Raw genomic sequence first — 23,138 nt, forward strand, 5'->3', positions numbered from 1 at the left:
GGCCTTTCTTTTCATGGCCTTACAGGAGTGGTCGTTATGGGTGGCATCGGAATCTGGCAACTGGTGATCGTACTGCTGATCGTGTTTCTGCTGTTTGGCACCAAGCGCCTCAAGGGCCTGGGCAGTGATGTTGGCGAAGCGATCCAGGGCTTTCGCAAGTCCATGGGCGGTGACAGCGATGCCAGCACCGCAGCCACACCGCAGCAGGTACAACAGGAGCCACTGACCCGTTCGCCGGCCCCACAACCGCACGCGGATCGGCAGGCCTGATGTTCGAGGTAGGCTTCAGCGAGATGCTGCTGGTAGGCATCGTCGCGCTGCTGGTGCTTGGCCCGGAACGCTTGCCCGTCGCCGCGCGTACGCTGGGCCGTGGCCTGGGCCAGGCGCGCCGGGCAATGCGCGGGCTGCGCGCGCAGATGGAACGGGAAATCGACATGCCCGACCTCGACAGCGCGCCACTGCAGCGCCTCGAGCAGCAACTGCGCCAGGGCATCAGCCTGAAGGCGGAACCGGCGCCTGACGCTGCACCCGTTACCGTCATTCGGGAGACCACCTCATGAGCATCGCCCTGGACCCAGCGGCACACATGCCGCTCACCGGGCACCTGCGCGACCTGCGCAAGCGCCTGGTGCGCTGCCTGCTATTGGTCGCGGTAGTGTTCGCCGGCCTGTTCCCTTTCGCCCAACAGCTCTACACACTGATTTCCGAACCGCTGCGCCGCTTCCTCCCGGAAGGCGCCAGCATGATCGCCACCAGTGTCACCTCGCCCTTTCTCACACCGTTCAAGCTGACGGCGATGTGCGCGCTGTTCCTGGCCATGCCGCTGCTGCTGCACCAGGCCTGGGGCTTCCTTGCGCCGGGCCTTTACCGGCGCGAACGGCGCATCGCCCTGCCCTTGCTGGTGTCGAGCATCGTGCTGTTCTACGCCGGCATGGCCTTCGCGTTCTACCTGGTATTCCCCATGATGTTCGGTTTCTTTGCCAGCGTGACGCCCGATGGCGTGGCGATGATGACGGACATCAGCCAGTACCTGGATTTCATCATGGCGCTGTTCCTGGCGTTCGGCCTGGCGTTCGAAATCCCAGTGGCAACGTTCATCGTGGTGTGGGTGGGGCTGGCCGATGTGGCCACGTTGCGGCGTAGCAGGCCCTACGTGATCGTTGGGTGCTTTGTGGTGGGGATGATTCTTACACCGCCGGACGTGTTTTCGCAGACGATGCTGGCAGTGCCCATGTGGATACTGTTCGAACTGGGCCTGGTGGCCTGCGCGCTGGTCCACAGCAAGGCGGGTGTGCCGACAACGTGAGAGGGGCATCAGCTGCTTCGGTAGCGCTGCCTCGTTAACTTCGTAATGCCTCGTCTACATGCTGCTTGTTCATCCGATCCCATCGCGAGGAACACCATGAACGAGCCCCTTGAAACTTCAGACGTCATTGACGACACCACATTCAGCAGCAGCCTTGCCCTGGAGCAGCTGGGCAATCTCGCCAAAACCCTCGATGCCCAGCTGTTCACCCACCTGTTCAGGTCGGTGTTCGGCAGTGGCTTCGCGCCTGCGGTATTTGTCGAGTTGCAACGGCATCTGGCTGACGACACGCTGGCCAACCCCGCATTCAGGGTCGAGACGGGCCTGCCGACATGGACCGCCTATGACCCGGACGCGGAACAGATCCAGGTACAGCGCGAAGTCATAGATCAGGCACTTGAAAATCCGGAGATCACCGCCACGTTGCTGTTGGCGCTGATGCAGATTTTTGCCCTGCATGTTCACAAGCTGCTTCGTCGATATGAGGGCGCAGCAGGCACCGAACCGGCAACCGAGCCCCCACCAGAAAACCTCGGGGTCGCCTTTGCCCAGACGCTGCTCTTCTACAATGAGCCGATCGAAGCGGGTAAGACGTTCGCGATCTTTACCCACTCAGGCACTGAAACACCGTTGGTTGTGGCGTTCCCGACCCAGGAGCCACCCCACACCGACGAATTCGGTGCCGGCCGGGGCGACAAGAAGGCCAGCCATAGATCCTTCGGCCATGAATCGATTGAGGACGCACTGGAGGTCGCCGGCTTCGACAGCGCCCAGCGCAAGGCCATCTACTTCGGCAACTGGTTGCGGGACTACTCGCAACTGATTGACCCAAAACTGGTTCATCCGGTGCAAGGTGCAGGCGTCGATACCGCTGAAATCATTCAGAGCATCGCCAAAGGCCAACTGCCGAGAGTCTCGCGCAAGAAGCTGACAGCCATTGTCGACCTGTTTGCCCTGAAGGAATTCCATAGCCTGCAGCAGACACCCGAAGACCGCGCACACTACCGGGTGACCTCACAGATGCTTGGGGTCTACCGGGCCCACGAACACATCGACAACCCGACCACGCTGGACCGCAATGCCTTCGACCCGCGCAGCATCGACAAAGACTTCACTGCCCTTGTGTTCCCTGAACACAAGCAGAATGCAGTGCTACCCAAGCGTTCGATGAAACGTTACATCCGCCGATCGATAGCCTACATGGTCAAACAGCTGGAGGCGGCCAAGAAGGAGGGCATGACTACCGAGGGCATGCGCCACTTTGGCGAGGCCTTGCACGTGCTTGAGGACTACTTTGCCCATTCGAACTTTGTCGAGCTCAGCTTGAAAAAACTGGGGCACGACAAGGTGCTGGTCTGGACCACGGGGATCGAGGCCAGAGAAAACAGCAGGCATGGCTGGCCTGTGGTCACCGGCATGTTCGGCGCTCTGGACATCGTCGGTAGCGTCGCCGACCCGCTGGCCAACTTGCTCTATGGTGATGAGTCATCCCCCACGCCCGAGCCTGGCGAACGCAGCGATTTCGACCAGGTCATGCTGATATTGCTCGAGGATGAGGATCCTCTGCTGCGCAATGCGTATGAGCTCTACCTGAAGGCCCGCGACAACGTACGTAAAAACGAGATCTACCGCTGGATCAACCAGGTGACAAAAGTCGCTCAGTTGCCCAACGAGGCGATTGGCTACGCCACCAACCTGATCAAGAAGCCCCTGCTCAAATGGGCAGGCGATCACATCGCAACCCTGCAAACGCTGCTGGACACTGACCCCAACAGCGATGCCAGCGCCCTGGCAACCCATTCACAACTGGCCAAGGACCACGACACGCATCCCTTCCACACCCTGGCGGTACAGATGGCGACAGAAGCCGTGAAGGTCGTAGGCCAAGCGATGTTCGATCACTGGCAGGAAAACAGCGCAGCGTCTGGCGACCCCCGTGTATTGGCTGAGAGCATGATTGTTCACCCCTACGACACCGACCGATTCGATCAGATCGTCAAGGACTGGGCGCTCGCCAATCCACAACGGATCGAGCAGGGGGAGTCCGTCGAAACGCTCAGGCAGTTGCAGACAGACGAATTGGCAGAAGCAATGAAGGGTATAGGGGAGGCGCTGGAGACTGTCGTCAAGCACGTCGAGGAAATAGAAAAAATAACCGATACGAGCTTCTGGAGCATCGTCAACAGCCCGGACGCGGGCCCTTCGCCCTTTGGCTGAAAACCACTGGTTTCAGAAATCCAGCAGGCGCCAGACCTCAAAGGCCGGCGTCTCGTACGGATGGCTCAGGCGCAGCGCAGCGACGACCTGAGCGATCAGGTCATCAGCCACCACCAGCTCCACCTTCCACTCCTCGACCACCTCGACCTGGCCGGTTTGCCCGAGGAACGGCTGGCTGCCGTCCAACGGGCGAAACTGGCCCTGGCCGAGGGTTTGCCAGGCGCAGTGGTCGTAGTCGCCGATACGCCCGCCACCGGCGGCGAATACGGCGGCCTTGACCACGTCGACGTGGCTGGCCGGGACGAAGAAGGCGAGCTTGTACACGCCTTAGTTCACCCAGACGCGCGCGTTACGGAACATACGCATCAGCGCGGCATCTTCCTGCCACTCATCCGGGCGCCAGGAGTTCTGCACGGCGCGGAACACACGCTCCGGGTGCGGCATCATGATGGTCACACGGCCGTCGCGGCTGGTCAGGCCGGTGATACCGCGCGGCGAGCCGTTCGGGTTCGCCGGGTAGGCCTCGGTGACCTTGCCGTGGTTGTCGACGTAGCGCAGGGCCACGCAACCGGACAGGTCGGCTTCCAGCAGTGCCTCTTCGCTGGCGAATTCGGCATGGCCTTCGCCGTGGGCGATGGCGATCGGCATGCGCGAACCCGCCATGCCCTGCAGGAAGATCGAGTTGGACTTCTGCACCTCGACCATGGCCACACGGGCTTCGAACTGCTCCGAACGGTTGCGCACGAAGTGCGGCCAGTACTCGGTGCCAGGGATCAGCTCGTGAAGGTTGGACATCATCTGGCAACCATTGCACACGCCCAGGGCGAAGCTGTCGGTACGCTCGAAGAAGGCCTGGAAGGCATCACGGGCACGGGCGTTGAACAAGGCCGACTTGGCCCAGCCTTCACCGGCCCCCAGCACGTCACCGTAGGAGAAGCCACCGCAGGCAACCAGGCCCTTGAAGGCTTCGAAGTCGACGCGGCCAGCGAGAATATCGCTCATGTGCACGTCGATGGCGGCGAAGCCGGCGCGGTCGAAGGCGGCAGCCATCTCGACCTGGCCGTTGACGCCCTGCTCACGCAGGATCGCCACTTGCGGGCGCACGCCTTTTTTGATGTAAGGCGCTGCGATGTCCTCGTTGACGTCGTAGCCCACCTTGACCGACAGGCCAGGGTTGTCTTCTTCGAGCAGGGCGTCGAACTCCTGGTCGGCGCAGTCGGCGTTGTCGCGCAGGCGCTGGACCTGGTAGCTGGTCTCAGCCCACTGGCGCTGCAGCATGCGGCGGTCGTCGTCGAACAGCACTTGGCCGTTCAGGCTGATGGACACCTCGGCGTTGTTGACCGGTTTGCCAATCACCGCCACGCAACCTTCGCCCAGGCCAGCGGCACTGAACTGCGCCAGCACGTCCGGGGTGGCATCCTGGCGAACCTGGATGACAGCGCCCAGCTCTTCGTTGAAGAGGATGGCCGGCACGTCCTTGCTGTTGTCGGTCAGCGGGTCCAGTTGCAGGTCGAGGCCGCAGTGGCCGGCGAAGGCCATTTCCAGCACGGTGGTCAGCAGGCCGCCGTCGGACCGGTCGTGGTAGGCCAGCAGGTGGCCGTCGGCGTTCAGGCCCTGGATCACGGCGAAGAACGCCTTGAGGTCTTCGGCGTCGTCGACGTCCGGCGCCTGGGCGGCGATCTTGCCGTAGGTCTGGGCCAGGATCGAAGCACCCATGCGGTTCTTGCCGCGGCCCAGGTCGATCAGGATCAGGTCAGTCTCGCCCTTGTCCATGCGCAGTTGCGGGGTCAGGGTCTTGCGGATGTCACTGACCGGGGCGAAGCCGGTGATGATCAGCGACATTGGCGAAGTGACGCTCTTCTCGACGCCCTCTTCACTCCACTTGGTCTTCATCGACATGGAGTCCTTGCCGACCGGGATGGTCAGGCCCAACTCCGGGCACAGCTCCATGCCGACAGTCTTGACGGTGTCGTACAGACGGGCGTCTTCGCCTGGGTGGCCAGCAGCGGACATCCAGTTGGCTGACAGTTTGATGTCGGACAGCTTTTCAATCTGCGCGGCAGCCAGGTTGGTCAGGGTTTCACCGATCGCCATGCGCCCGGACGCAGGCGCGTCGAGCACTGCCAGCGGCGTGCGCTCACCCATGGCCATGGCTTCACCGGTGTACACGTCGAAGCTGGTGGCCGTGACGGCGCAGTCGGCGACCGGAACCTGCCACGGGCCGACCATCTGGTCGCGGGCCACCAGGCCGGTGATGGTGCGGTCGCCGATGGTGATCAGGAAGCTCTTGCTGGCGACCGCCGGGTGGTTCAGAACACGCTGCACGGCGCTGTCCAGGTCCACCTTGCTCGGGTCGAAATCATCGCCCAGCTCGGCTTCGCGCGTGACCGAACGGTGCATGCGCGGCGGCTTGCCCAGCAGCACGTCAAGCGGCATGTCCACCGGCGTATTGCCGAAGTGGCTGTCGGTCACGGTCAGGTGCGGCTCTTCGGTGGCCTCGCCAACGACGGCGAACGGGCAGCGCTCGCGCTCACAGATGGCCTGGAAGCGTTCGAAGTCGACGGCGCTGACGGCCAGCACATAACGCTCTTGCGATTCGTTGCTCCAGATTTCGTGCGGGGCCATGCCCGGCTCGTCGTTGGGCACGTTGCGCAGTTCGAAGCGGCCACCGCGGCCACCATCGTTCACCAGCTCAGGGAAGGCGTTGGAAATACCACCAGCGCCGACGTCATGGATGAAGGCGATCGGGTTGTTGTCGCCCAACTGCCAGCAACGGTCGATGACCTCCTGGCAACGACGCTCCATTTCCGGGTTTTCGCGCTGCACCGAGGCGAAGTCCAGGTCTGCGGAGCTGGCACCGGTGGCCACCGACGAAGCGGCGCCGCCGCCCAGGCCGATCAGCATGGCCGGGCCACCGAGCACGATCAGCTTGGCGCCGACGGTGATTTCGCCCTTCTGTACGTGGTCTTCACGGATGTTGCCCATACCGCCAGCCAGCATGATCGGCTTGTGGTAGCCGCGCACTTCTTCACCGTGCGGGGTGTTGATGGCCTGCTCGAAGGTACGGAAGTAGCCGGTCAGCGCCGGGCGACCGAATTCGTTGTTGAACGCTGCGCCACCCAGCGGGCCTTCGATCATGATGTCGAGGGCGTCAACGATACGCTCAGGTTTACCGTAGGCCTGCTCCCATGGCTGTTCGAAGCCCGGGATACGCAGGTTGGACACGGTGAAGCCGGTCAGGCCGGCTTTGGGCTTGGCACCACGGCCGGTAGCACCTTCGTCACGGATTTCGCCGCCCGAGCCGGTGGAGGCACCGGAGAACGGCGCGATGGCGGTCGGGTGGTTGTGCGTCTCGACCTTCATCAGGATGTGCACCGGCTCCTGCACCGCGCCGTACTGGCGGGTTTCAGGGTTCGGGAAGAAGCGGCCGGCAACGTTGCCGACGATCACCGAGGCGTTGTCCTTGTACGCAGACAGCACGCCTTCGCTGTGCATCTGGTAGGTGTTCTTGATCATGCCGAACAGGCTCTTTTCCTGAGCCTGGCCGTCGATGTCCCAACTGGCGTTGAAGATCTTGTGGCGGCAGTGTTCGGAGTTGGCCTGGGCGAACATCATCAGCTCGATGTCGTTCGGGTTGCGCTTGAGGCCCTGGAAGGCGTTGACCAGGTAGTCGATCTCGTCTTCGGCCAGGGCCAGGCCCAGCTCGATGTTGGCCTTGGCCAGCGCGTCGCGGCCACCGGCCAGGATATCGACCGACGTCATCGGCTTGGGCTGGGCGTGGCTGAACAGGTCGCTCGCCTGCTCCAGCTGGGCCAGCACGCGCTGGGTCATGCGGTCATGCAGTTCGGCGGCGACCACGGCGGCGTCGGCATCGCTCAGCTCACCGGCAACGTAGTAGGCGATGCCGCGCTCCAGGCGCTGGATCGACTGCAGGCCGCAGTTGTGGGCGATGTCGCTGGCCTTGCTGGCCCAAGGCGAGATGGTGCCCAGGCGCGGCACGACCAGGAACAGGCGGCCAGTCGGCTCCTGCACCGGCACGCTCGGGCCGTACTTGAGCAGACGGCCCAGCACCTGCTGCTGGTCGGCGGTCAGCTCGCCGTCGACATCGGCGAAGTGGGCAAATTCGGCATACAAACCAGTAACAGCGGGGACTTTCTGGCTCAGTTGCTCGAGTAATTTACCGTGGCGAAAGGCAGAAAGGGCAGGAGCGCCGCGCAGGATCAACATCGTCGGGACAGCCTCAGGAAGGGGTGTGCTTAGAGGCCGTGCATTCTAGCCTAATTCCGCGGCTTGCGGCACCCGCCAGAGGGCAATGCTGCCGGGCGGCGGAACCGGACTTCGGGGTCAAAAAAAGCGACAAGCCGCACGCTGCAGGCTGCAGGAAAAAACAGGTGCCGCGCAGGTCGCTTTTTTCCTGCCGCTTGCGCCGTGCTGCCGGGAGCCAGCATCACAGAACGCGCTACCAGACAACCTGGCAGTTGTCGAGATATGGCGCCCCCCGTCCTTTGCGTATACTGCAAGCTATGTTCGCCCATACTGCTTTGCGCCAGCGTTGCGCCAAATGGCTTTTCGCAACCGGTCTCTTTCTATTGCTCGGTGCCTGCGTTGAAAAACCCAGCACCCTCGAGCGCGTGAAGGAGGACGGCGTGCTGCGCGTGATCACCCGCAACAGCCCGGCCACTTATTTCCAGGACCGCAACGGCGAAACCGGCTTCGAGTACGAGCTGGTCAAGCGTTTCGCCGACGATCTTGGCGTGAAGCTGGAGATCGAGACCGCCGACAACCTCGACGAATTGTTCGACGACCTGGGCAAACCGTCAGGCCCTGTGCTGGCAGCGGCCGGCCTGGTCAGCAGCGAACGGCGCAAGACCCAGGCAAGGTTCTCCCATCCTTACCTGGAAGTGACCCCTCAAGTCATCTATCGCAACGGCCGCTCGCGCCCCACCGACCCCCAGGGCCTGGTCGGCAAGAAGATCATGGTGCTCAAAGGCAGCAGCCATGCCGACCAGCTGGCCGAATTGAAAAGGCGGTATCCGGGCCTGGAATACGAAGAGTCCGACGCGGTCGAGGTGGTCGACCTGCTGCGCATGGTCGATGAAGGGCAGATCGACCTGACCCTGGTCGACTCCAACGAACTGGCGATGAACCAGGTGTACTTCCCCAACGTGCGGGTGGCCTTCGACCTTGGCGAAACCCGCAACCAACGCTGGGCAGTGGCCCCAGGCGAAGACAACAGCCTGCTGAACGAAGTCAACGAGTTCCTCGACAAATCCAAGAAAAACGGCACGCTGCAGCGCTTGAAAGAGCGTTATTACGGCCACGTCGACGTACTCGGTTACGTGGGCGCCTACACATTTGCGCAGCATTTGCAGCAGCGCCTGCCCAAGTACGAAAAATACTTCAAGAGCTACGCCAAGGTTGAACAGGTGGACTGGCGCCTGCTGGCCGCGATCGGTTATCAGGAATCGCTGTGGCAACCGGAAGTCACGTCCAAGACCGGCGTACGCGGCCTGATGATGCTGACCCAGCGCACCGCCCAGGCGATGGGCGTGTCCAACCGCCTGGACCCCAGGCAGAGCATCAAAGGTGGCGCCAAATACTTCATGCTGGTCAAGCAGCAGCTCGATGACAGCATCAAGGAGCCAGACCGCACCTGGTTCGCCCTGGCGGCCTACAACGTCGGCAGCGGCCACCTTGAAGACGCGCGCACGCTGGCCAAACGGGAAAAGCTCAACCCGAACAAGTGGCTGGACGTGAAGAAGATGCTGCCGCGCCTGGCGCAGAAACAGTGGTACCGCCAGACCAAGTACGGTTACGCCCGGGGTGGCGAGCCGGTACATTTCGTGGCCAACATCCGCCGTTACTACGACATCCTCACCTGGGTGACCCAGCCGCAGTTGGAAGGCCAGGTGGCCGAGGGCAACCTGCATGTGCCTGGCGTGAACAAGGACAAGCCGGCAGAGCAGTCGCCGCCGATGTGACGCTCAAGGCCCTATCGCCGGCAAGCCGGTGCTCATAGGGGCAGCGCCAGTCTTGTCGTAGCGCCGCACCTGTAGACCGGTTTGCCGGCGATGCGGCCACAACAGGCTAGGCCTTGGCCCGCCGGGCCTTGAAGAAGTCGCTGAGGATCTGCCCGCATTCTTCAGCCAGTACCCCGCCCTCGAACATAACCCGATGGTTCAGAAAGCCCTGGCTGAAGAACTGCCCCTGGCTCTGCACGATGCCCGCCTTAGGCTCCAGCGCACCGTAGACCACCCGCGCCACCCGCGAATGCACGATCAACCCCGCGCACATGCTGCAAGGCTCCAGGGTCACGTACAAGGTGCTGCCCGGCAGCCGGTAATTGCTGGCGGATTTCGCCGCCGCACGGATGGCGACCATTTCGGCATGGGCACTGGGGTCGCTGTCGATGATAGGCCGGTTGAAGCCCTGCCCGATGACCTGGCCGTGCTGCACCAGCACCGCCCCGACCGGCACCTCGCCCAGCGCTGCGCCTTGTGCAGCCAGGTCCAGGGCCAGGCGCATGAACGCCTGATCATGGCTGCGATCGATGATCAGTGGGCGCATCAGACCACCGCAATCGCGGCCATCAGGCCGGTTTCCATGTGGTCGATGACGTGGCAGTGGAACATCCAGGTACCTGGATTATCGGCCACCAGCGCCACCTGGGCCCGCTCGTTCTTGCCCAGCAGGTAGGTATCGGTGAACCACGGCTCGACGATCTTGTGCCTGTTGGAGGCAATCACCTTGAAGCTCATGCCATGCAGGTGAATCGGGTGCTGGTACTGGGTCATGTTCTTCAACTCGAAGATGTAGCTCTTGCCTTTTTGCAGCGTGGCGATCGGCCGGTCGGCGCAGGTCTTGTCGGTGATGTCCCAGGCCTGACCATTGATCTGCCACAGGCTAGGCGGCCTGCCATTGTCGGTGTTGACCGAAACCTTGCCCACCCATTCGAAATTGAAGTTCAGCTTTTCGGCATTCTCCAGGTCCGGCTCGGCCACCGGGTTCGGTGGCAAGGCAGGCGGCCAGTCGCTGGGGGCATCATTGCTGGGCACCGAGCGCAACGTGCCCAAGCGGACGAAGCCATCGCGCAGGGAAATTTCTTCACCTGCCTGGGGGATGCGGATCGCCAGACAGATACGCATGCCTGGCCCCAGCCAGTACTCGTCATCGAGCACACGCGGGGTGACCGGATTGCCATCCAGGGCATAGATTCTGGCCTCGTGATCACCGCCCTTGAGGTTCAGGCGATAGGTCCAGGTGTTGTCCAGGTTGAGCAGACGCAGGCGCACAACCTGCCCGGCCGGTAATTCGGTTACCGAATCAGCCTGGCCATTGATGGTAATCAGCCGGCCAGCGGTACCATTGCGCGCCGCTTCGCGGGGGATGCTGAACGGCAGCCAGGCACCCTGCTCGTCCACGTGCCAGTTCTTCAGGCTCAGCGTGCGCTCATGCACAAAACCGCTGGGCTCGCGCTCCTCGACGATCAGTGGGCCGACCAGGCCGCGCCCGAGCTCTTCAGAGCTACTGACGTGCGGGTGATACCAGTAGCTGCCGGCGTCAGGCACGCGGAACTTGTAGTCGAAGTACTCGCCCGGCTTGACCGGCAACTGCGACACATACGGCACACCGTCCATTTCCAGCGGCAGGCGGATGCCATGCCAGTGAATGGTGGTTTCCACCGGCAGGTGGTTGATGAAGCGCACCCGCAACCAGGTGCCCTGGCGGACCCGCAGCTCGGTACCGGGTGCCGACGGCCCGAAGGCCCAGGCCTCGGTCTTGAAGCCAGGTACGAGCTCGACCTCCAGAGGCGCCGCGATCAGTTCGTAGTCGTGCCCGGCATTCTCATCCTCGACCTTGCCCAGCCAGTACCGCGCTGCGCCTCCGGCGCCCAGGCCTACCACAACCAGGCCAGTGAGGCCCTTGAGCATTTGTCGACGGGTGAAGGACATCGGTGCGGGTACCTCGTTTAAGCGCAATCAAGCTGCCAGCACGGCTGGCGATGAAGGGCGAATACGATACACCTGCAAATGCGAAAGATTAAGTGAAGTCTCGTCGCAGGGGGCTCATCGGCCTTCCCAGATACAACAAGGGCGCCTTGCGGCGCCCTCGTGGCTCAACTCATTCCCACTCGATAGTGGCCGGCGGCTTGCTCGACACGTCGTAGGTGACGCGCGAGATACCGTCGATTTCGTTGATGATACGGCCGCTGACGGTCTCCAGCAGGTCGTAAGGCAGGTGCGCCCAGCGCGCGGTCATGAAGTCCACGGTCTCGACAGCACGCAGGGCCACGACCCAGGCGTAGCGACGGCCGTCGCCCACGACACCCACCGACTTCACCGGCTGGAACACCACGAACGCCTGGCTGGTCTTGTGGTACCAGTCGGCCTTGCGCAGCTCTTCGATGAAGATGTGGTCGGCGCGACGCAGAATGTCGGCGTACTCCTTCTTCACTTCACCGAGGATCCGCACACCCAGGCCTGGGCCTGGGAACGGGTGGCGGTAGACCATGTCGTACGGCAGGCCGAGTTCCAGGCCGATCTTGCGCACTTCGTCCTTGAACAGTTCACGCAGCGGTTCGACCAGCTTGAGGTTCATTTCCTCCGGCAGGCCACCCACGTTGTGGTGCGACTTGATCACGTGAGCCTTGCCGCTCTTGGCGCCGGCCGACTCGATCACGTCCGGGTAGATGGTGCCCTGGGCGAGGAACTGGATGTTTTCCAGTTTGCTGGCTTCGGCGTCGAACACGTCGATGAAGGTACGGCCGATGATCTTGCGCTTCTTCTCCGGGTCGGCTTCGCCTTCCAGGTTGTCGAGGAACTGCTTCTCGGCATCGGCGCGGATCACTTTTACGCCCATGTTCTCTTTGAACATGGCCATCACCTGATCGCCTTCGTGCAGGCGCAGCAGGCCGTTGTCGACAAAGACGCAGGTCAGCTGGTCGCCGATGGCGCGGTGCAGCAGCGCAGCGACCACCGAGGAATCGACACCGCCAGACAGGCCCAGCAGAACGTTGGCCGAGCCGACTTGCTGACGCACCTGGGCGATGGCGTCTTCGACGATGTTCGAAGGGGTCCACAGGGCTTCACAGCCACAGATGTCCTGCACGAAGCGGGACAGGATGCGACCGCCTTGCTTTGTGTGGGTCACTTCCGGGTGGAACTGCACACCGTAGTAGCCGCGCGCGTCGTCGAACATGCCGGCGATCGGGCAGCTCGGGGTGCTGGCCAGGATGTTGAAGTTGCCCGGCATCTGGGTGACCTTGTCGCCGTGGCTCATCCACACGTCCAGGCCCAGTACGCCGTCGCCATCGACGTGGTCTTCGATGCCGTCGAGCAGGCGGCTCTTGCCGACCACGTCAACACGGGCATAACCGAACTCGCGCAGGTCCGAACCTTCGACCTTGCCGCCCAGTTGCTCGGCCATGGTCTGCATGCCGTAGCAGATGCCCAGCAGCGGTACGTTCAGGTCGAACACGGCCTGCGGAGCACGCGGGCTGTTGGCTTCGTGGACCGACTCGGGGCCGCCGGCGAGGATGATGCCGCGCGGGTTGAATTCGCGGATCGCTTCATCGTCCATGTCGAACGGATGCAGTTCGCAGTAGACACCGATCTCACGCACGCGGCGGGCGATCAGTTGGGTGTACTGAGAACCGAAATCGAGGATCAGGATGCGGTGAGCGTGAATGTCGAGGGCCATGACTCAATCTCTGGTGCAGCTGCAAGCGTCTAGCTGCGAGCTGCAAGTTGATCGGGGAAAACGCGGTAGCTGCTGCAACGCAACTACCGCTTGGAGCTTGCTACTTACCGCTGGTGGCTTCAGCCGACCCGGTAGTTAGGGGCTTCTTTGGTGATCTGCACGTCATGCACGTGGGACTCGGCCATACCGGCACCGGTGATGCGCACGAATTCCGGCTTGGTGCGCATCTCTTCGATGGTTGCGCTGCCGGTGTAGCCCATGGACGAACGCAGGCCGCCCATCAGCTGGTGGATGATCGCGGCCAGGGCGCCCTTGTACGGTACGCGGCCTTCGATACCTTCCGGCACCAGTTTCTCGGCACCGGCCGAGGAGTCCTGGAAGTAACGGTCGGAGGAGCCTTGCGCCTGCGCCATGGCACCCAGCGAGCCCATGCCGCGGTAGGCCTTGTAGGAACGGCCCTGGAACAGCTCGACTTCACCCGGAGCCTCTTCGGTACCGGCGAACATCGACCCCATCATCACGCAGGAAGCACCGGCGACGATGGCCTTGGACAGGTCACCCGAGAAGCGGATGCCGCCGTCGGCGATCAGAGGTACGCCCGTACCTTCCAGTGCGGCGGCAACGTTGGCGATGGCACTGATTTGCGGGACGCCGACACCGGCGACGATACGGGTGGTGCAGATCGAGCCTGGGCCGATACCGACCTTCACGGCGTCGGCGCCGGCTTCTGCCAGGGCCTTGGCCGCAGCGCCAGTGGCGATGTTGCCGCCGATCACCTGAACTTGCGGGTAGGTTTCCTTGACCCAGCGAACACGGTCGATCACGCCTTTGGAGTGGCCGTGGGCGGTATCGACGACAACCACGTCAACGCCAGCGGCAACCAGGGCGGCAACGCGCTCGCCGGTGTCCTTGCCGGTGCCGACCGCAGCGCCGACGCGCAGGCGACCCTGGTCGTCCTTGCTGGCCAGCGGGTAGGCCTTGGCCTTTTCGATGTCCTTGACGGTCATCATGCCCTTGAGGGTGAACTTGTCGTCGACGATCAGGACTTTTTCCAGGCGGTGCTTGTGCAGCAGCTCGCGGACTTCGTTCTTGTCGGCGCCTTCGCGCACGGTGACCAGGCGCTCTTTGGGCGTCATCACGTCGCGCACCTTGGCATCGAGGCGGGTTTCGAAGCGCACGTCACGGGAAGTGACGATACCGACCAGATCACCGTTCTCCAGCACCGGAACACCCGAGATGTTGTTCAGGCGGGTCAGGTCGAACAGGTCGCGCACAGTGGCGTCGGCGTCGATGGTGATCGGGTCCTTGACCACGCCAGCCTCGAACTTCTTGACCTTGCGGACTTCGCCGGCCTGCTGTTCGATGGTCATGTTCTTGTGGATGATGCCGATGCCGCCTTCCTGGGCCATGGCGATGGCCAGGCGCGCTTCGGTCACGGTATCCATGGCGGCGGAAACCAGAGGAATGTTCAGCTCGATGCCACGAGTCAAACGGGTCTTGAGACTGACTTCATTGGGCAGTACCTCGGAGTAGCCAGGTACAAGGAGGATATCGTCGAAAGTCAGGGCTTCTTGGCTGATACGCAGCATCGCGGGGGCTCCCGGGCGGGAAAAATGGAAGCGCGCCATTATACTCATCCACGGCGCGCCGCTCAATGCAAAATAAGGGCCTTCGGTCAGCGTGCTGGCAGTTTTACCTGCACCACCGCCACCGGCTGGTCCAGCCAGTCGGCGAAGCTGTCGAGAAAGGCCTGGGTAAACCCGGCCTCGCCCCAGTTGTTGAAGATGAACCCCAAGTTGGAAAAGGCACATGGCTGCAGGTAAATGAAGCCATTGATGTCGTCTTCGAAGCCGCACAACGGGCAGGTGAAGTTGTCACTCACCCCCGGCATCCACTCCTCCAGGCTTTCGAACAAAGGTTCACCCACCTCGCGCCGGCACTCGGGGCAGCCGGCTTCTTCGAGGAAACCCTCGGTGGGCGTATAGATGCAGCGTTTGAGCATCACTTCAAGGCCGTTCACCGGCACGCCGATCGGGAGTTGTTCCGGGTGCAGGGCGATTTTGCGTGCACCTTCGGCCAGGGCATGGCCCATGCGGTTGCCGGTTCGACCACAGGTGGTCAGTTGCTCCTCGACCACTTTTTCGCGCACCAGCCAGCGCAGGATGGCCCGGGCGCGGGCCTCGTGCACAGGTACGGTGGAAAGTTTAGGGACGATGATGCTCTGGGTGTTCATGGGCGAAACGGGCCTGGGGATTGCGGTGGTCGGGCAATTCTACCGTTCACGCGCCCAGGTAGCGACCTGGACAGCGCAAGGCCGCAGGCGCCATCGCTGCAACAGCCGAGGCCTCTGTGCGCAACCACCTTGTCCAAGGCAAAATTGCCCCCTGCACTTGGCGCCCTCCCCCCACCCCCTTATCATGCCCCCATGATCAAAGACCCCTTCGAACGACTCGGCCTGGACCGCGAGGTCCTCACCGTCAGCCAGCTCAACGGCCGTGCCCGTGTGCTGCTGGAAGACGTGTTCCGCAGTGTCTGGGTGGAAGGCGAGATATCCAACCTCGCCCGCCCGGCCTCCGGCCACATGTACTTCACCCTCAAGGACAGCGGCGCCCAGGTGCGCTGTGCGCTGTTCCGGCAGAGCGCCACGCGGCTCCGCCAGGCCCTGCGTGATGGCCTGGCAGTGCGTGTGCGTGGCAAGGTCTCGCTGTTCGAAGGCCGTGGCGACTACCAGTTGATTCTCGACACAGTCGAACCGGCCGGTGACGGCGCCCTGCGCCTGGCCTTCGAGGCACTGAAGGAAAAGCTCGGGGCCGAGGGCCTGTTCAGTGCCGAACGCAAGAAGGCGCTGCCAGCCCACCCGCAACGCATCGGCATCATCAGCTCGCCCACCGGTGCGGTCATCCGCGACATCATCAGCGTCTTCGGCCGCCGCGCTCCGCAAGTCGAACTGAACCTGATCCCCACAGCGGTGCAGGGCCGCGAAGCCATCGCGCAGATCGTGCGCGCGATTCGCCTGGCCGACAGCCGCGGTTTCGATGCCCTGATCCTGGCCCGTGGCGGCGGATCGCTGGAAGACCTGTGGTGCTTCAACGAAGAGGCCGTGGCGCGTGCAATCGCGGCCTGCGTCACACCGATCGTCAGCGCCGTGGGCCATGAGACCGACGTGTCGATCAGCGACTTCGTTGCCGATGTGCGCGCCCCTACGCCCTCAGCCGCTGCCGAGCTGCTTGCCCCCGATAACAGCGGGCTGCAGCAGCGCCTTGAAGGGCTGCAGCGGCGCCTGCTGCTGCGCATGCAGAACCGCCTGACCCACGACCGCCTGCGCCTGGAATCGCTGACCCGGCGCCTGCGCCACCCCGGCGAGCGCTTGCGCCAGCAGGCCCAGCGCCTGGACGACCTGGACATGCGCCTGCGCCGCGCGTTCCTGCAGGGCCTCAACCAGCGCCGCGAACGCCTGGCGCGCCTGGACACACGCCTGGCCGCGCAACATCCGGGGCGCACGTTGAAACTGCTCAGCCAACGCCTGGACAGCCTCGCCGAGCGCCTGCCGCGGGCCATGCGCGAGGTGCTCAAGGACCGTCGCCAGCGCTTTCAGGCGCAACTGCAGACGCTGCAAGTGGTCAGCCCGTTGGCGACCCTGGCACGCGGCTACAGCATCCTGCTCGACGAGCATGGCCAAGCCATCCGCAGTGCCGAGCAAACCCGCAACGGCCAGCGCCTGACAGCCCGCCTGAATGAAGGCGAATTGCAGGTGCGCGTCGAGGACAACCACCTGACTCCGGTCACCCTTTCCCTACTGGACTGACACATGCCCCGCCTGTTCGCCCCTCTGCTTGCCCTATCCCTGTTGTTGCTGGCTGGCGGCGCCCAGGCCAGCTACATCACCCGCACCCTGAACAAACCTGTCCCGGGTGGCGTTGCCGTGGTCGATCTGGGCCCGGCGGCCACAGCGCCGAGCGCACGCTTCGACGGCAAGCCGGTGCTGGTGGTCAAAGAGCAGGACAACTGGCTGGCCATCGTCGGCATTCCACTGACGCAAAAGCCCGGCACGGCCGTGCTGTCCCAAGGCGGGCGCACCCTGCCGTTCAGCGTTGGCACCAAGAAGTACCCCGAGCAGCACATCACCCTGAAGAACAAGCGCCAGGTCAACCCCAACCCCGCCGACCTCAAGCGCATCGACCGTGAACTGGCCGAGCAGATCAAGGCCTACCGCAGCTTCAGCCCCAACCTGCCGAGCAACCTGATCCTCGACAAGCCGGTCAGCGGCCCGCTGTCGAGCAAGTTCGGCGTTCGCCGCTTCTTCAACGGTGAAGAGCGCAACCCGCATGCGGGGCTGGATTTCGCGGTGCCAGCCGGCACGCCGATCAAGACACCGGCCAATGGCAAGGTGATTCTGGTGGGCGATTATTTCTTCAATGGCCGCACGGTGTTCGTCGACCATGGGCAGGGCTTCATCAGCATGTTCTGCCACATGTCGAAGATCGACGTGAATGTCGGCCAGCAGCTGCGCCGCGGGGATGTGGTGGGCAAGGTTGGGTCGACCGGGCGGGCGACCGGGCCGCACATGCACTGGAACGTTAGCCTGAATGATGCGCGGGTGGATCCGGCCATCTTCATTGGGGCGTTCCAGCCTTGATCCGTGGCGCCTTCATCGCCGGCAAGCCGGCTCCCACATGGATTTGCGCCGGCTTTGAGATATCGGGCAAGACGCTCGCTTCCACAGGTAAAGCGCTGGCCGGAAGAACTGCGCGGTCGTGGTGGGAGCCGGCTTGCCGGCGATGGGGCCCGCCCTTTTGCACCCCTTGGCTTGATTTGCGCGATCAAAAAATACCGCGCAACAGGTGTAAAGCTTGAGACGAATAACCGCCATAAAATCTCGCCATAAAGATTTTTTTAAGCATTTATCTCAATTTTTCGGCAGCGCTTGCCATCCCTCACCCCACTGGTTAGGGTTGAAGGCATGAAAACCACCAGCACCCTCATCCTGCTCCGACAACATCGCAGCCTTTGCCTGGTCAGCGCCCGACTACCAGGCTGATCGCGTCGCCTCGCCTCTTCATCTCGTTATCGCTCGGCAGGCCCGATCTCGGCCGCACACAAAAGGATTGCTTCCATGACCATGCTCAAAGACCCTTCGAAGAAGTACCGCGCCTTCCCGACCATCGACCTGCCAGACCGTACCTGGCCGTCGAAGACCATCACCGAAGCGCCGATCTGGTGCAGCTCGGACCTGCGTGATGGCAACCAGTCGCTGATCGAGCCGATGGACTCGGAGAAGAAGCTGCGGTTCTGGAAGACCTTGGTGCAGGTTGGCGTGAAGGAAATCGAAGCCTCGTTCCCGTCCGCCTCGCAGACCGATTTCGACTTCGTGCGCACCTTGATCGAAGAGGGTCACATCCCGGATGACACCACCATCCAGGTGCTCACCCAGGCCCGTGAAGACCTGATCGCGCGTACTTTCGAATCGCTGCGCGGGGCCAAGAAGGCCATCGTCCACCTGTACAACGCCACCAGCCCGTCGTTCCGCCGCATCGTCTTCAACCAGGACAAGCAAGGCGTCAAGGACATCGCGGTGAACGCGGCCAAGCTGTTCGTCAAGTACGCCGCCCAGCAGCCGGAAACACAGTGGACATTCCAGTACTCGCCGGAAACCTTCAGCGCCACGGAGCTTGAGTTCGCCAAGGAAGTCTGCGACGCAGTCATCGAAGTGTGGAACCCGACGCCTGAGCACAAGGTCATCCTCAACCTGCCGGCCACCGTGGAAGTTGCCACGCCGAACATCTACGCCGACCAGATCGAGTGGTTCTGCCGCAACATCAGCCGCCGCGACAGCGTGATCATCAGCCTGCACTGCCACAACGACCGTGGCACCGGCATCGCCGCCACAGAACTGGGCCTGATGGCCGGTGCCGACCGTGCCGAGGGCTGCCTGTTCGGCAATGGCGAGCGTACCGGCAACGTCGACCTGGTGACCCTGGCGCTTAACCTCTACACCCAGGGCATCGACCCACAACTGGACTTCTCCGACATCGACGGCGTGCGCAAGGTGGTCGAAGAGTGCAACCAGCTGCCGGTTCACCCGCGGCATCCGTATGTCGGTGACCTGGTACACACTGCGTTCTCCGGCTCGCACCAGGACGCCATCCGCAAGGGCTTCGCCAAGCAGCAGGAAGGCGAGCTGTGGGAAGTGCCGTACCTGCCGATCGACCCGGCCGACATCGGCCGCAGCTACGAGGCCGTGATCCGCGTCAACAGCCAGTCGGGCAAAGGCGGCATCACCTACCTGCTCGAGCAGGAGTACGGCATCAGCCTGCCGCGCCGCATGCAGATCGAGTTCAGCCAGGTGGTTCAGGGTGAAACCGACCGCCTTGGCCTGGAAATGACCGCGCAGCAGATCTACAGCCTGCTGCACAAGGAATACCTCCAGGCCAACAGCCCGTACGCACTGGTCAGCCACCGCCTGCAGGAAGAAAACGGCCACAGCGCAGTGGAAGTGGAAGTCGCCGGTGAAGGCGAAACTACCCTGCACTGGCGCGGCAAGGGCAATGGCGCCCTCGAAGCCCTGGTAGCCGGCCTACCGGTTGCGGTGGAGATCATGGACTACAACGAGCACGCCATCGGTGCCGGCACCAATGCCAAGGCCGCCGCCTACATCGAACTGCGCGTGGCCGGTGGCCGCCCTGTGCACGGCGTGGGTATCGATGAGAACATCACCACGGCCAGCTTCAAGGCACTGTTCAGCGCGCTGAACCGCTCGCTGAGCCAGCAAGAGGCCAAGGCTGCGTAAGCCAAGGTTCGATGACCAAGAGCCCGCATCCCTGATGCGGGCTTTTTTTTATCGCCTGTGCGGGCCCGTCGCCGGCACAGGCAGCACAAAATCTGCAGGCAAAAAAAAGGGCGCCGACCAAGCGCCCCATAAGCCGTAAAGCACACAACAAATTCAGTATCAGTCCAGCAAAGCCATCGCCTCGGCGCTACACGCTTCGATCCGCGCCCAGTCGCCGTTCTTGATCCAGCTGCTGTCGAGCATCCAGGTTCCGCCCACGCACATCACATTGGGCAGCGCCATGTAGTTGCGCACGTTGGCCGGGTTGACCCCACCGGTAGGGCAGAATCGAATATCACCGAACGGGCCACCAAAGGCCTTGATCGCTGCCACGCCGCCACTGATTTCCGCCGGGAACAGCTTGAAGCGGCGGTAACCCAGGGCATACCCCATCATGATTTCCGAAGGCGTGCTGATGCCCGGCAGCAATGGGATATCGCTGTCCACCCCAGCCTCGAGGATGTCCTGGGTGATCCCGGGGGTAACGACAAACTGCGCGCCAGCGGATTCAACCGCTGCAAACATGCTGCGATCGAGCACCGTACCGGCGCCGACACACAGTTCCGGACGCTGCTCACGCAGCACCTGGATAGCCTTCAGGCCATACTGCGAGCGCAGGGTTACTTCCAAGGTGCGGATACCACCAGCGGCCAGGGCATCGGCCAGCGGCAGGATGTCTTCCTCACGGGCGATGGTGATCACCGGCAGGATGCGCGCCGCCCCACAGATCGCATCGATCCGGGCGGCTTTCTCGGCCATCGAGAGCAGAGGCTGGGGGCGTTCAAGGGTGGTCATGACAGTGGATCCTTTGCTCATGGGCACCAGTAGATGTCCAAGGGGTCGTGAAGAAAGGCGCGAATCGGCATTTCATTGAGGTCGTTGCCCGCCAGCGCGGCGCGCAGGGTAGCGAGTTTGCCCGGGCCCTGCACGGACAGCGCGATGAACGCGGCGCTGGCCAGCAGGGAACGGGTCAGCGAAAGGCGCTGGTGCGGCACGCTCGGCGCCAGCAACGGCAGGCAGCGGCGCGTGCTGTTCAGGTCCAGGCCTTCGGCCAGATTCGGGCTGCCGGGGAACAGCGAAGCGGTATGACCATCGTCGCCCATGCCCAGTACCAGCACGTCGATGGCCGGCAGATCGGCCAATGCCTGGTCGGCTTGGGCGGCCGCCGCGTCGAGGTTCTCGGCCTGCTGATACAGCCCGACAAAACGAGCCTTGGCAGCGTCCCCCTGGAACAGATGGCGGGCCAGCAAACCGGCATTGCTGTCGGCGTGCTCAACCGGCACCCAACGCTCGTCGGCCAGGCTGACGGTGACCTTGGACCAGTCCAGGGCCTCGGTCGCCAGCTTCTCCAGGAACGGCACCGGGCTGCGGCCACCGGACAACACCAGGCAAGCCCGCCCTTTCGCGGCGATGGCTGCGCGCAAGCGCTCGGCCACATCAGCCGCCAATGTTGCCGAAAGTACGCGGGCATCATTCAGCTGATGCGCCTTGACCGATGTCGGCAAATTCAATTCAGATATCCCCATACCACGCCCTCCCATCACGTGTAATCAGTGCGATCGAGCTCATCGGCCCCCAGGACCCAGCCGCATACGGCTTGGGCGCATCGCCGGCGCTTTGCCAGCCCGCGATCAACTGGTCGCACCACTTCCAGGCATATTCGATTTCATCCTTGCGCACGAACAGGTTCTGGTTGCCGCGCATCACCTCGAGCAGCAGGCGTTCGTAGGCATCCGGAATCCGCGCGGTGCGCCAGGTGTCGGAAAAATTCAATTGCAAGGGGCCGCTGCGCAGTTGCATGCCTTTGTCCAGGCCCTGCTCCTTGGTCATCACACGTAGAGAGATGCCTTCACTCGGCTGCAGGCGGATGATCAGTTTGTTGCCGACCTGCAAGCGCTGCTCCGGGGCGAAGATGTAGTGCGGCGTCTCCTTGAAGTGGATGACGATCTGCGACAGCTTCTGCGGCATGCGCTTACCGGTACGCAGGTAAAACGGTACCCCCGACCAACGCCAGTTACGAATATCGGCACGCAGGGCGACGAAGGTTTCCGTGTCGCTCTGGGCGTTGGCGTTGTCTTCCTCCAGGTAACCCGGCACCGGCTTGCCGTCGCTGTAGCCGGCGATGTACTGGCCGCGCACCACGCGGGTACTCAAGCCCTCGCCAGTGATCGGGGCAAGGGCCTTGAGCACCTTGACCTTCTCGTCGCGGATGCTGTCGGCTGAAAGCTCGCTGGGCGGGTCCATGGCGATCAGGCACAACAGCTGCAGCAGGTGGTTCTGAATCATGTCGCGCAGCTGGCCGGCCTTGTCGAAATAGCCCCAACGGCCTTCGATGCCGACCTTCTCGGCCACGGTGATTTCCACGTGGGAGATCGAGTTCTGGTTCCACTGGGTTTCGAACAGGCTGTTGGCGAAGCGCAGGGCGATCAGGTTCTGCACCGTCTCCTTGCCCAGGTAATGGTCGATGCGGTAAACACGGCTTTCCGGGAAGAACCGCGCCACGGCGTCGTTCACCCGGCGCGATGACTCAAGATCGTGCCCGATGGGCTTTTCCAGCACCACCCGGGTGCGCGCGGCAAGGCCCGCCTTGTCGAGGTTTTCGCAGATCGCGCCGTACACGGCCGCCGCAGTGGCGAAATAGGCAATCAGTGGCAGCTCGGCAGGTGCCTGCTCAGCCAGGGCCTGGTAGCCGTCCGGCTGCAGGAAGTCCAGGTGCTGGTAACGCAGACGCCCCAGAAAACGCGCCAGCGCCGCAGGCTCCAGATCAGCCTCCGCCACGTGCTTGCGCAGATGGGCCTCGATGGTATTCAGGTGCTCCTGTACGCTGCCAGGCTCGCGCGCCAGCGCCAGCAGGCGAGTATCGGCGTGCAGCAAATTGGCGCGGTCGAGCTGGTAGAGCGCAGGAAACAGCTTGCGCAATGCCAGGTCGCCCAAGGCGCCAAACAGGGCAAAGGTGCAAGGTTCAACACTGATCGCAGCCATGATGTTGGTTCTTTCCTAAAGTTGGCCTAGGAATACCGCTTTCACATACGGTTTTCAAGAGAAAATGTAGTAAAAACCACAACATTACACACACGTGTTACAGATAAG

Annotated in this window: 18 protein-coding genes; 8 read left to right on the forward strand and 10 right to left on the reverse strand. The window is 63.0% G+C overall.

Annotated elements, in window-relative coordinates:
- The first annotated feature begins 36 nt into the window (after positions 1–36).
- The 4 genes from tatA (at position 37) to ABRP30_RS22525 (ending at position 3,523) form a co-directional block, all read left to right on the forward strand.
- Positions 37–270, forward strand: coding sequence for a twin-arginine translocase TatA/TatE family subunit (gene tatA, locus ABRP30_RS22510; RefSeq protein WP_267818397.1), 234 nt, complete (start codon positions 37–39; stop codon positions 268–270).
- Positions 270–560 (forward strand): Sec-independent protein translocase protein TatB, encoded by a 291-nt coding sequence (gene tatB / locus ABRP30_RS22515; protein ID WP_241804308.1) that lies wholly within the window; start codon positions 270–272, stop codon positions 558–560. Before tatA ends, tatB begins: the two co-directional genes overlap by 1 nt.
- Positions 557–1,306 (forward strand): twin-arginine translocase subunit TatC, encoded by a 750-nt coding sequence (gene tatC / locus ABRP30_RS22520; RefSeq protein ID WP_349974768.1) that lies wholly within the window; start codon positions 557–559, stop codon positions 1,304–1,306. The genes tatB and tatC overlap by 4 nt, the downstream gene beginning before the upstream one ends.
- Before the next feature lie 96 nt (positions 1,307–1,402).
- The gene (locus ABRP30_RS22525) at positions 1,403–3,523 is read left to right on the forward strand and encodes an HET-C-related protein (RefSeq protein WP_349974770.1); all 2,121 of its coding nucleotides are present in this window, start codon (positions 1,403–1,405) and stop codon (positions 3,521–3,523) included.
- Between the two features lie 12 nt (positions 3,524–3,535).
- Here ABRP30_RS22525 and ABRP30_RS22530 read toward each other — a convergent pair whose 3' ends face one another.
- A complete protein-coding gene (locus ABRP30_RS22530) occupies positions 3,536–3,847 on the reverse strand; it encodes an NGG1p interacting factor NIF3 (protein WP_241804305.1) in 312 nt (103 codons plus the stop codon).
- A 3-nt stretch (positions 3,848–3,850) separates the two neighbouring features.
- Positions 3,851–7,750 carry a phosphoribosylformylglycinamidine synthase gene (purL, locus tag ABRP30_RS22535; protein ID WP_349974772.1) on the reverse strand — a complete coding sequence of 1,300 codons (3,900 nt, stop codon included), beginning with the start codon at positions 7,748–7,750 and terminating at the stop codon, positions 3,851–3,853.
- 296 nt (positions 7,751–8,046) lie between these two features.
- Here purL and mltF point away from each other — a divergent pair, with 296 nt between their 5' ends.
- Positions 8,047–9,504, forward strand: coding sequence for a membrane-bound lytic murein transglycosylase MltF (gene mltF / locus ABRP30_RS22540; protein WP_349974774.1), 1,458 nt, complete (start codon positions 8,047–8,049; stop codon positions 9,502–9,504).
- 106 nt (positions 9,505–9,610) lie between these two features.
- Here the strand turns inward: mltF and tadA are convergent, their stop codons facing one another.
- The 5 genes from tadA to ABRP30_RS22565 all read right to left on the reverse strand — a co-directional run bounded on the left by tadA (position 9,611) and on the right by ABRP30_RS22565 (position 15,455).
- Positions 9,611–10,090, reverse strand: a complete 480-nt coding sequence (tadA, locus tag ABRP30_RS22545; protein ID WP_349974775.1) for a tRNA adenosine(34) deaminase TadA — start codon at positions 10,088–10,090, stop codon at positions 9,611–9,613.
- Positions 10,090–11,475: a multicopper oxidase family protein gene (locus tag ABRP30_RS22550; RefSeq protein ID WP_349974777.1), complete on the reverse strand. Its 1,386-nt coding sequence runs from the start codon at positions 11,473–11,475 to the stop codon at positions 10,090–10,092. The genes tadA and ABRP30_RS22550 overlap by 1 nt, the downstream gene beginning before the upstream one ends.
- Before the next feature lie 169 nt (positions 11,476–11,644).
- Positions 11,645–13,222, reverse strand: coding sequence for a glutamine-hydrolyzing GMP synthase (guaA, locus tag ABRP30_RS22555; protein WP_241804300.1), 1,578 nt, complete (start codon positions 13,220–13,222; stop codon positions 11,645–11,647).
- Positions 13,223–13,341: 119 nt separating this feature from the next.
- Positions 13,342–14,811, reverse strand: coding sequence for an IMP dehydrogenase (gene guaB / locus ABRP30_RS22560; RefSeq protein ID WP_267818412.1), 1,470 nt, complete (start codon positions 14,809–14,811; stop codon positions 13,342–13,344).
- Between the two features lie 86 nt (positions 14,812–14,897).
- The gene (locus tag ABRP30_RS22565) at positions 14,898–15,455 is read right to left on the reverse strand and encodes a sugar ABC transporter ATPase (protein ID WP_267818414.1); all 558 of its coding nucleotides are present in this window, start codon (positions 15,453–15,455) and stop codon (positions 14,898–14,900) included.
- A 192-nt stretch (positions 15,456–15,647) separates the two neighbouring features.
- Between ABRP30_RS22565 and xseA the strand changes: the two genes are divergently transcribed.
- From xseA to leuA, 3 genes are all read left to right on the forward strand, one after another.
- Complete coding sequence (xseA, locus tag ABRP30_RS22570; protein ID WP_349974780.1) at positions 15,648–17,027, forward strand: exodeoxyribonuclease VII large subunit; 1,380 nt, start codon at positions 15,648–15,650, stop codon at positions 17,025–17,027.
- 3 nt (positions 17,028–17,030) lie between these two features.
- Positions 17,031–17,858, forward strand: coding sequence for a M23 family metallopeptidase (locus ABRP30_RS22575; protein ID WP_196996972.1), 828 nt, complete (start codon positions 17,031–17,033; stop codon positions 17,856–17,858).
- 477 nt (positions 17,859–18,335) lie between these two features.
- The gene (gene leuA, locus ABRP30_RS22580; protein WP_125924466.1) at positions 18,336–20,009 is read left to right on the forward strand and encodes a 2-isopropylmalate synthase; all 1,674 of its coding nucleotides are present in this window, start codon (positions 18,336–18,338) and stop codon (positions 20,007–20,009) included.
- A 159-nt stretch (positions 20,010–20,168) separates the two neighbouring features.
- Here the strand turns inward: leuA and ABRP30_RS22585 are convergent, their stop codons facing one another.
- Genes ABRP30_RS22585 through zwf form a run of 3 tightly spaced genes read right to left on the reverse strand, consistent with a single transcriptional unit; the run spans position 20,169 to position 23,030 of the window.
- Positions 20,169–20,843, reverse strand: coding sequence for a bifunctional 4-hydroxy-2-oxoglutarate aldolase/2-dehydro-3-deoxy-phosphogluconate aldolase (locus ABRP30_RS22585; RefSeq protein WP_349974781.1), 675 nt, complete (start codon positions 20,841–20,843; stop codon positions 20,169–20,171).
- Between the two features lie 17 nt (positions 20,844–20,860).
- Positions 20,861–21,574 (reverse strand): 6-phosphogluconolactonase, encoded by a 714-nt coding sequence (gene pgl / locus ABRP30_RS22590; protein ID WP_349974782.1) that lies wholly within the window; start codon positions 21,572–21,574, stop codon positions 20,861–20,863.
- Positions 21,561–23,030: a glucose-6-phosphate dehydrogenase gene (gene zwf, locus ABRP30_RS22595; RefSeq protein WP_267818425.1), complete on the reverse strand. Its 1,470-nt coding sequence runs from the start codon at positions 23,028–23,030 to the stop codon at positions 21,561–21,563. The genes pgl and zwf overlap by 14 nt, the downstream gene beginning before the upstream one ends.
- Positions 23,031–23,138: the final 108 nt, after the last annotated feature.

This window comes from Pseudomonas sp. WHRI 8519 (genome assembly GCF_040224055.2).
Lineage (GTDB): Bacteria > Pseudomonadota > Gammaproteobacteria > Pseudomonadales > Pseudomonadaceae > Aquipseudomonas > Aquipseudomonas putida_X.

Excerpts from the sequence above, each read along its gene's own strand:
- tatA (WP_267818397.1), top strand. The coding sequence starts at position 37 with ATGGGTGGCATCGGAATCTGGCAACTGGTGATCGTACTGCTGATCGTG.
- tatB (WP_241804308.1), top strand. The coding sequence starts at position 270 with ATGTTCGAGGTAGGCTTCAGCGAGATGCTGCTGGTAGGCATCGTCGCG.
- tatC (WP_349974768.1), top strand. The coding sequence starts at position 557 with ATGAGCATCGCCCTGGACCCAGCGGCACACATGCCGCTCACCGGGCAC.
- ABRP30_RS22525 (WP_349974770.1), top strand. The coding sequence starts at position 1,403 with ATGAACGAGCCCCTTGAAACTTCAGACGTCATTGACGACACCACATTC.
- purL (WP_349974772.1), bottom strand. The coding sequence starts at position 7,750 with ATGTTGATCCTGCGCGGCGCTCCTGCCCTTTCTGCCTTTCGCCACGGT.
- mltF (WP_349974774.1), top strand. The coding sequence starts at position 8,047 with ATGTTCGCCCATACTGCTTTGCGCCAGCGTTGCGCCAAATGGCTTTTC.
- tadA (WP_349974775.1), bottom strand. The coding sequence starts at position 10,090 with ATGCGCCCACTGATCATCGATCGCAGCCATGATCAGGCGTTCATGCGC.
- ABRP30_RS22550 (WP_349974777.1), bottom strand. The coding sequence starts at position 11,475 with ATGTCCTTCACCCGTCGACAAATGCTCAAGGGCCTCACTGGCCTGGTT.
- guaA (WP_241804300.1), bottom strand. The coding sequence starts at position 13,222 with ATGGCCCTCGACATTCACGCTCACCGCATCCTGATCCTCGATTTCGGT.
- guaB (WP_267818412.1), bottom strand. The coding sequence starts at position 14,811 with ATGCTGCGTATCAGCCAAGAAGCCCTGACTTTCGACGATATCCTCCTT.
- ABRP30_RS22565 (WP_267818414.1), bottom strand. The coding sequence starts at position 15,455 with ATGAACACCCAGAGCATCATCGTCCCTAAACTTTCCACCGTACCTGTG.
- xseA (WP_349974780.1), top strand. The coding sequence starts at position 15,648 with ATGATCAAAGACCCCTTCGAACGACTCGGCCTGGACCGCGAGGTCCTC.
- ABRP30_RS22575 (WP_196996972.1), top strand. The coding sequence starts at position 17,031 with ATGCCCCGCCTGTTCGCCCCTCTGCTTGCCCTATCCCTGTTGTTGCTG.
- leuA (WP_125924466.1), top strand. The coding sequence starts at position 18,336 with ATGACCATGCTCAAAGACCCTTCGAAGAAGTACCGCGCCTTCCCGACC.
- ABRP30_RS22585 (WP_349974781.1), bottom strand. The coding sequence starts at position 20,843 with ATGACCACCCTTGAACGCCCCCAGCCTCTGCTCTCGATGGCCGAGAAA.
- pgl (WP_349974782.1), bottom strand. The coding sequence starts at position 21,574 with ATGGGGATATCTGAATTGAATTTGCCGACATCGGTCAAGGCGCATCAG.
- zwf (WP_267818425.1), bottom strand. The coding sequence starts at position 23,030 with ATGGCTGCGATCAGTGTTGAACCTTGCACCTTTGCCCTGTTTGGCGCC.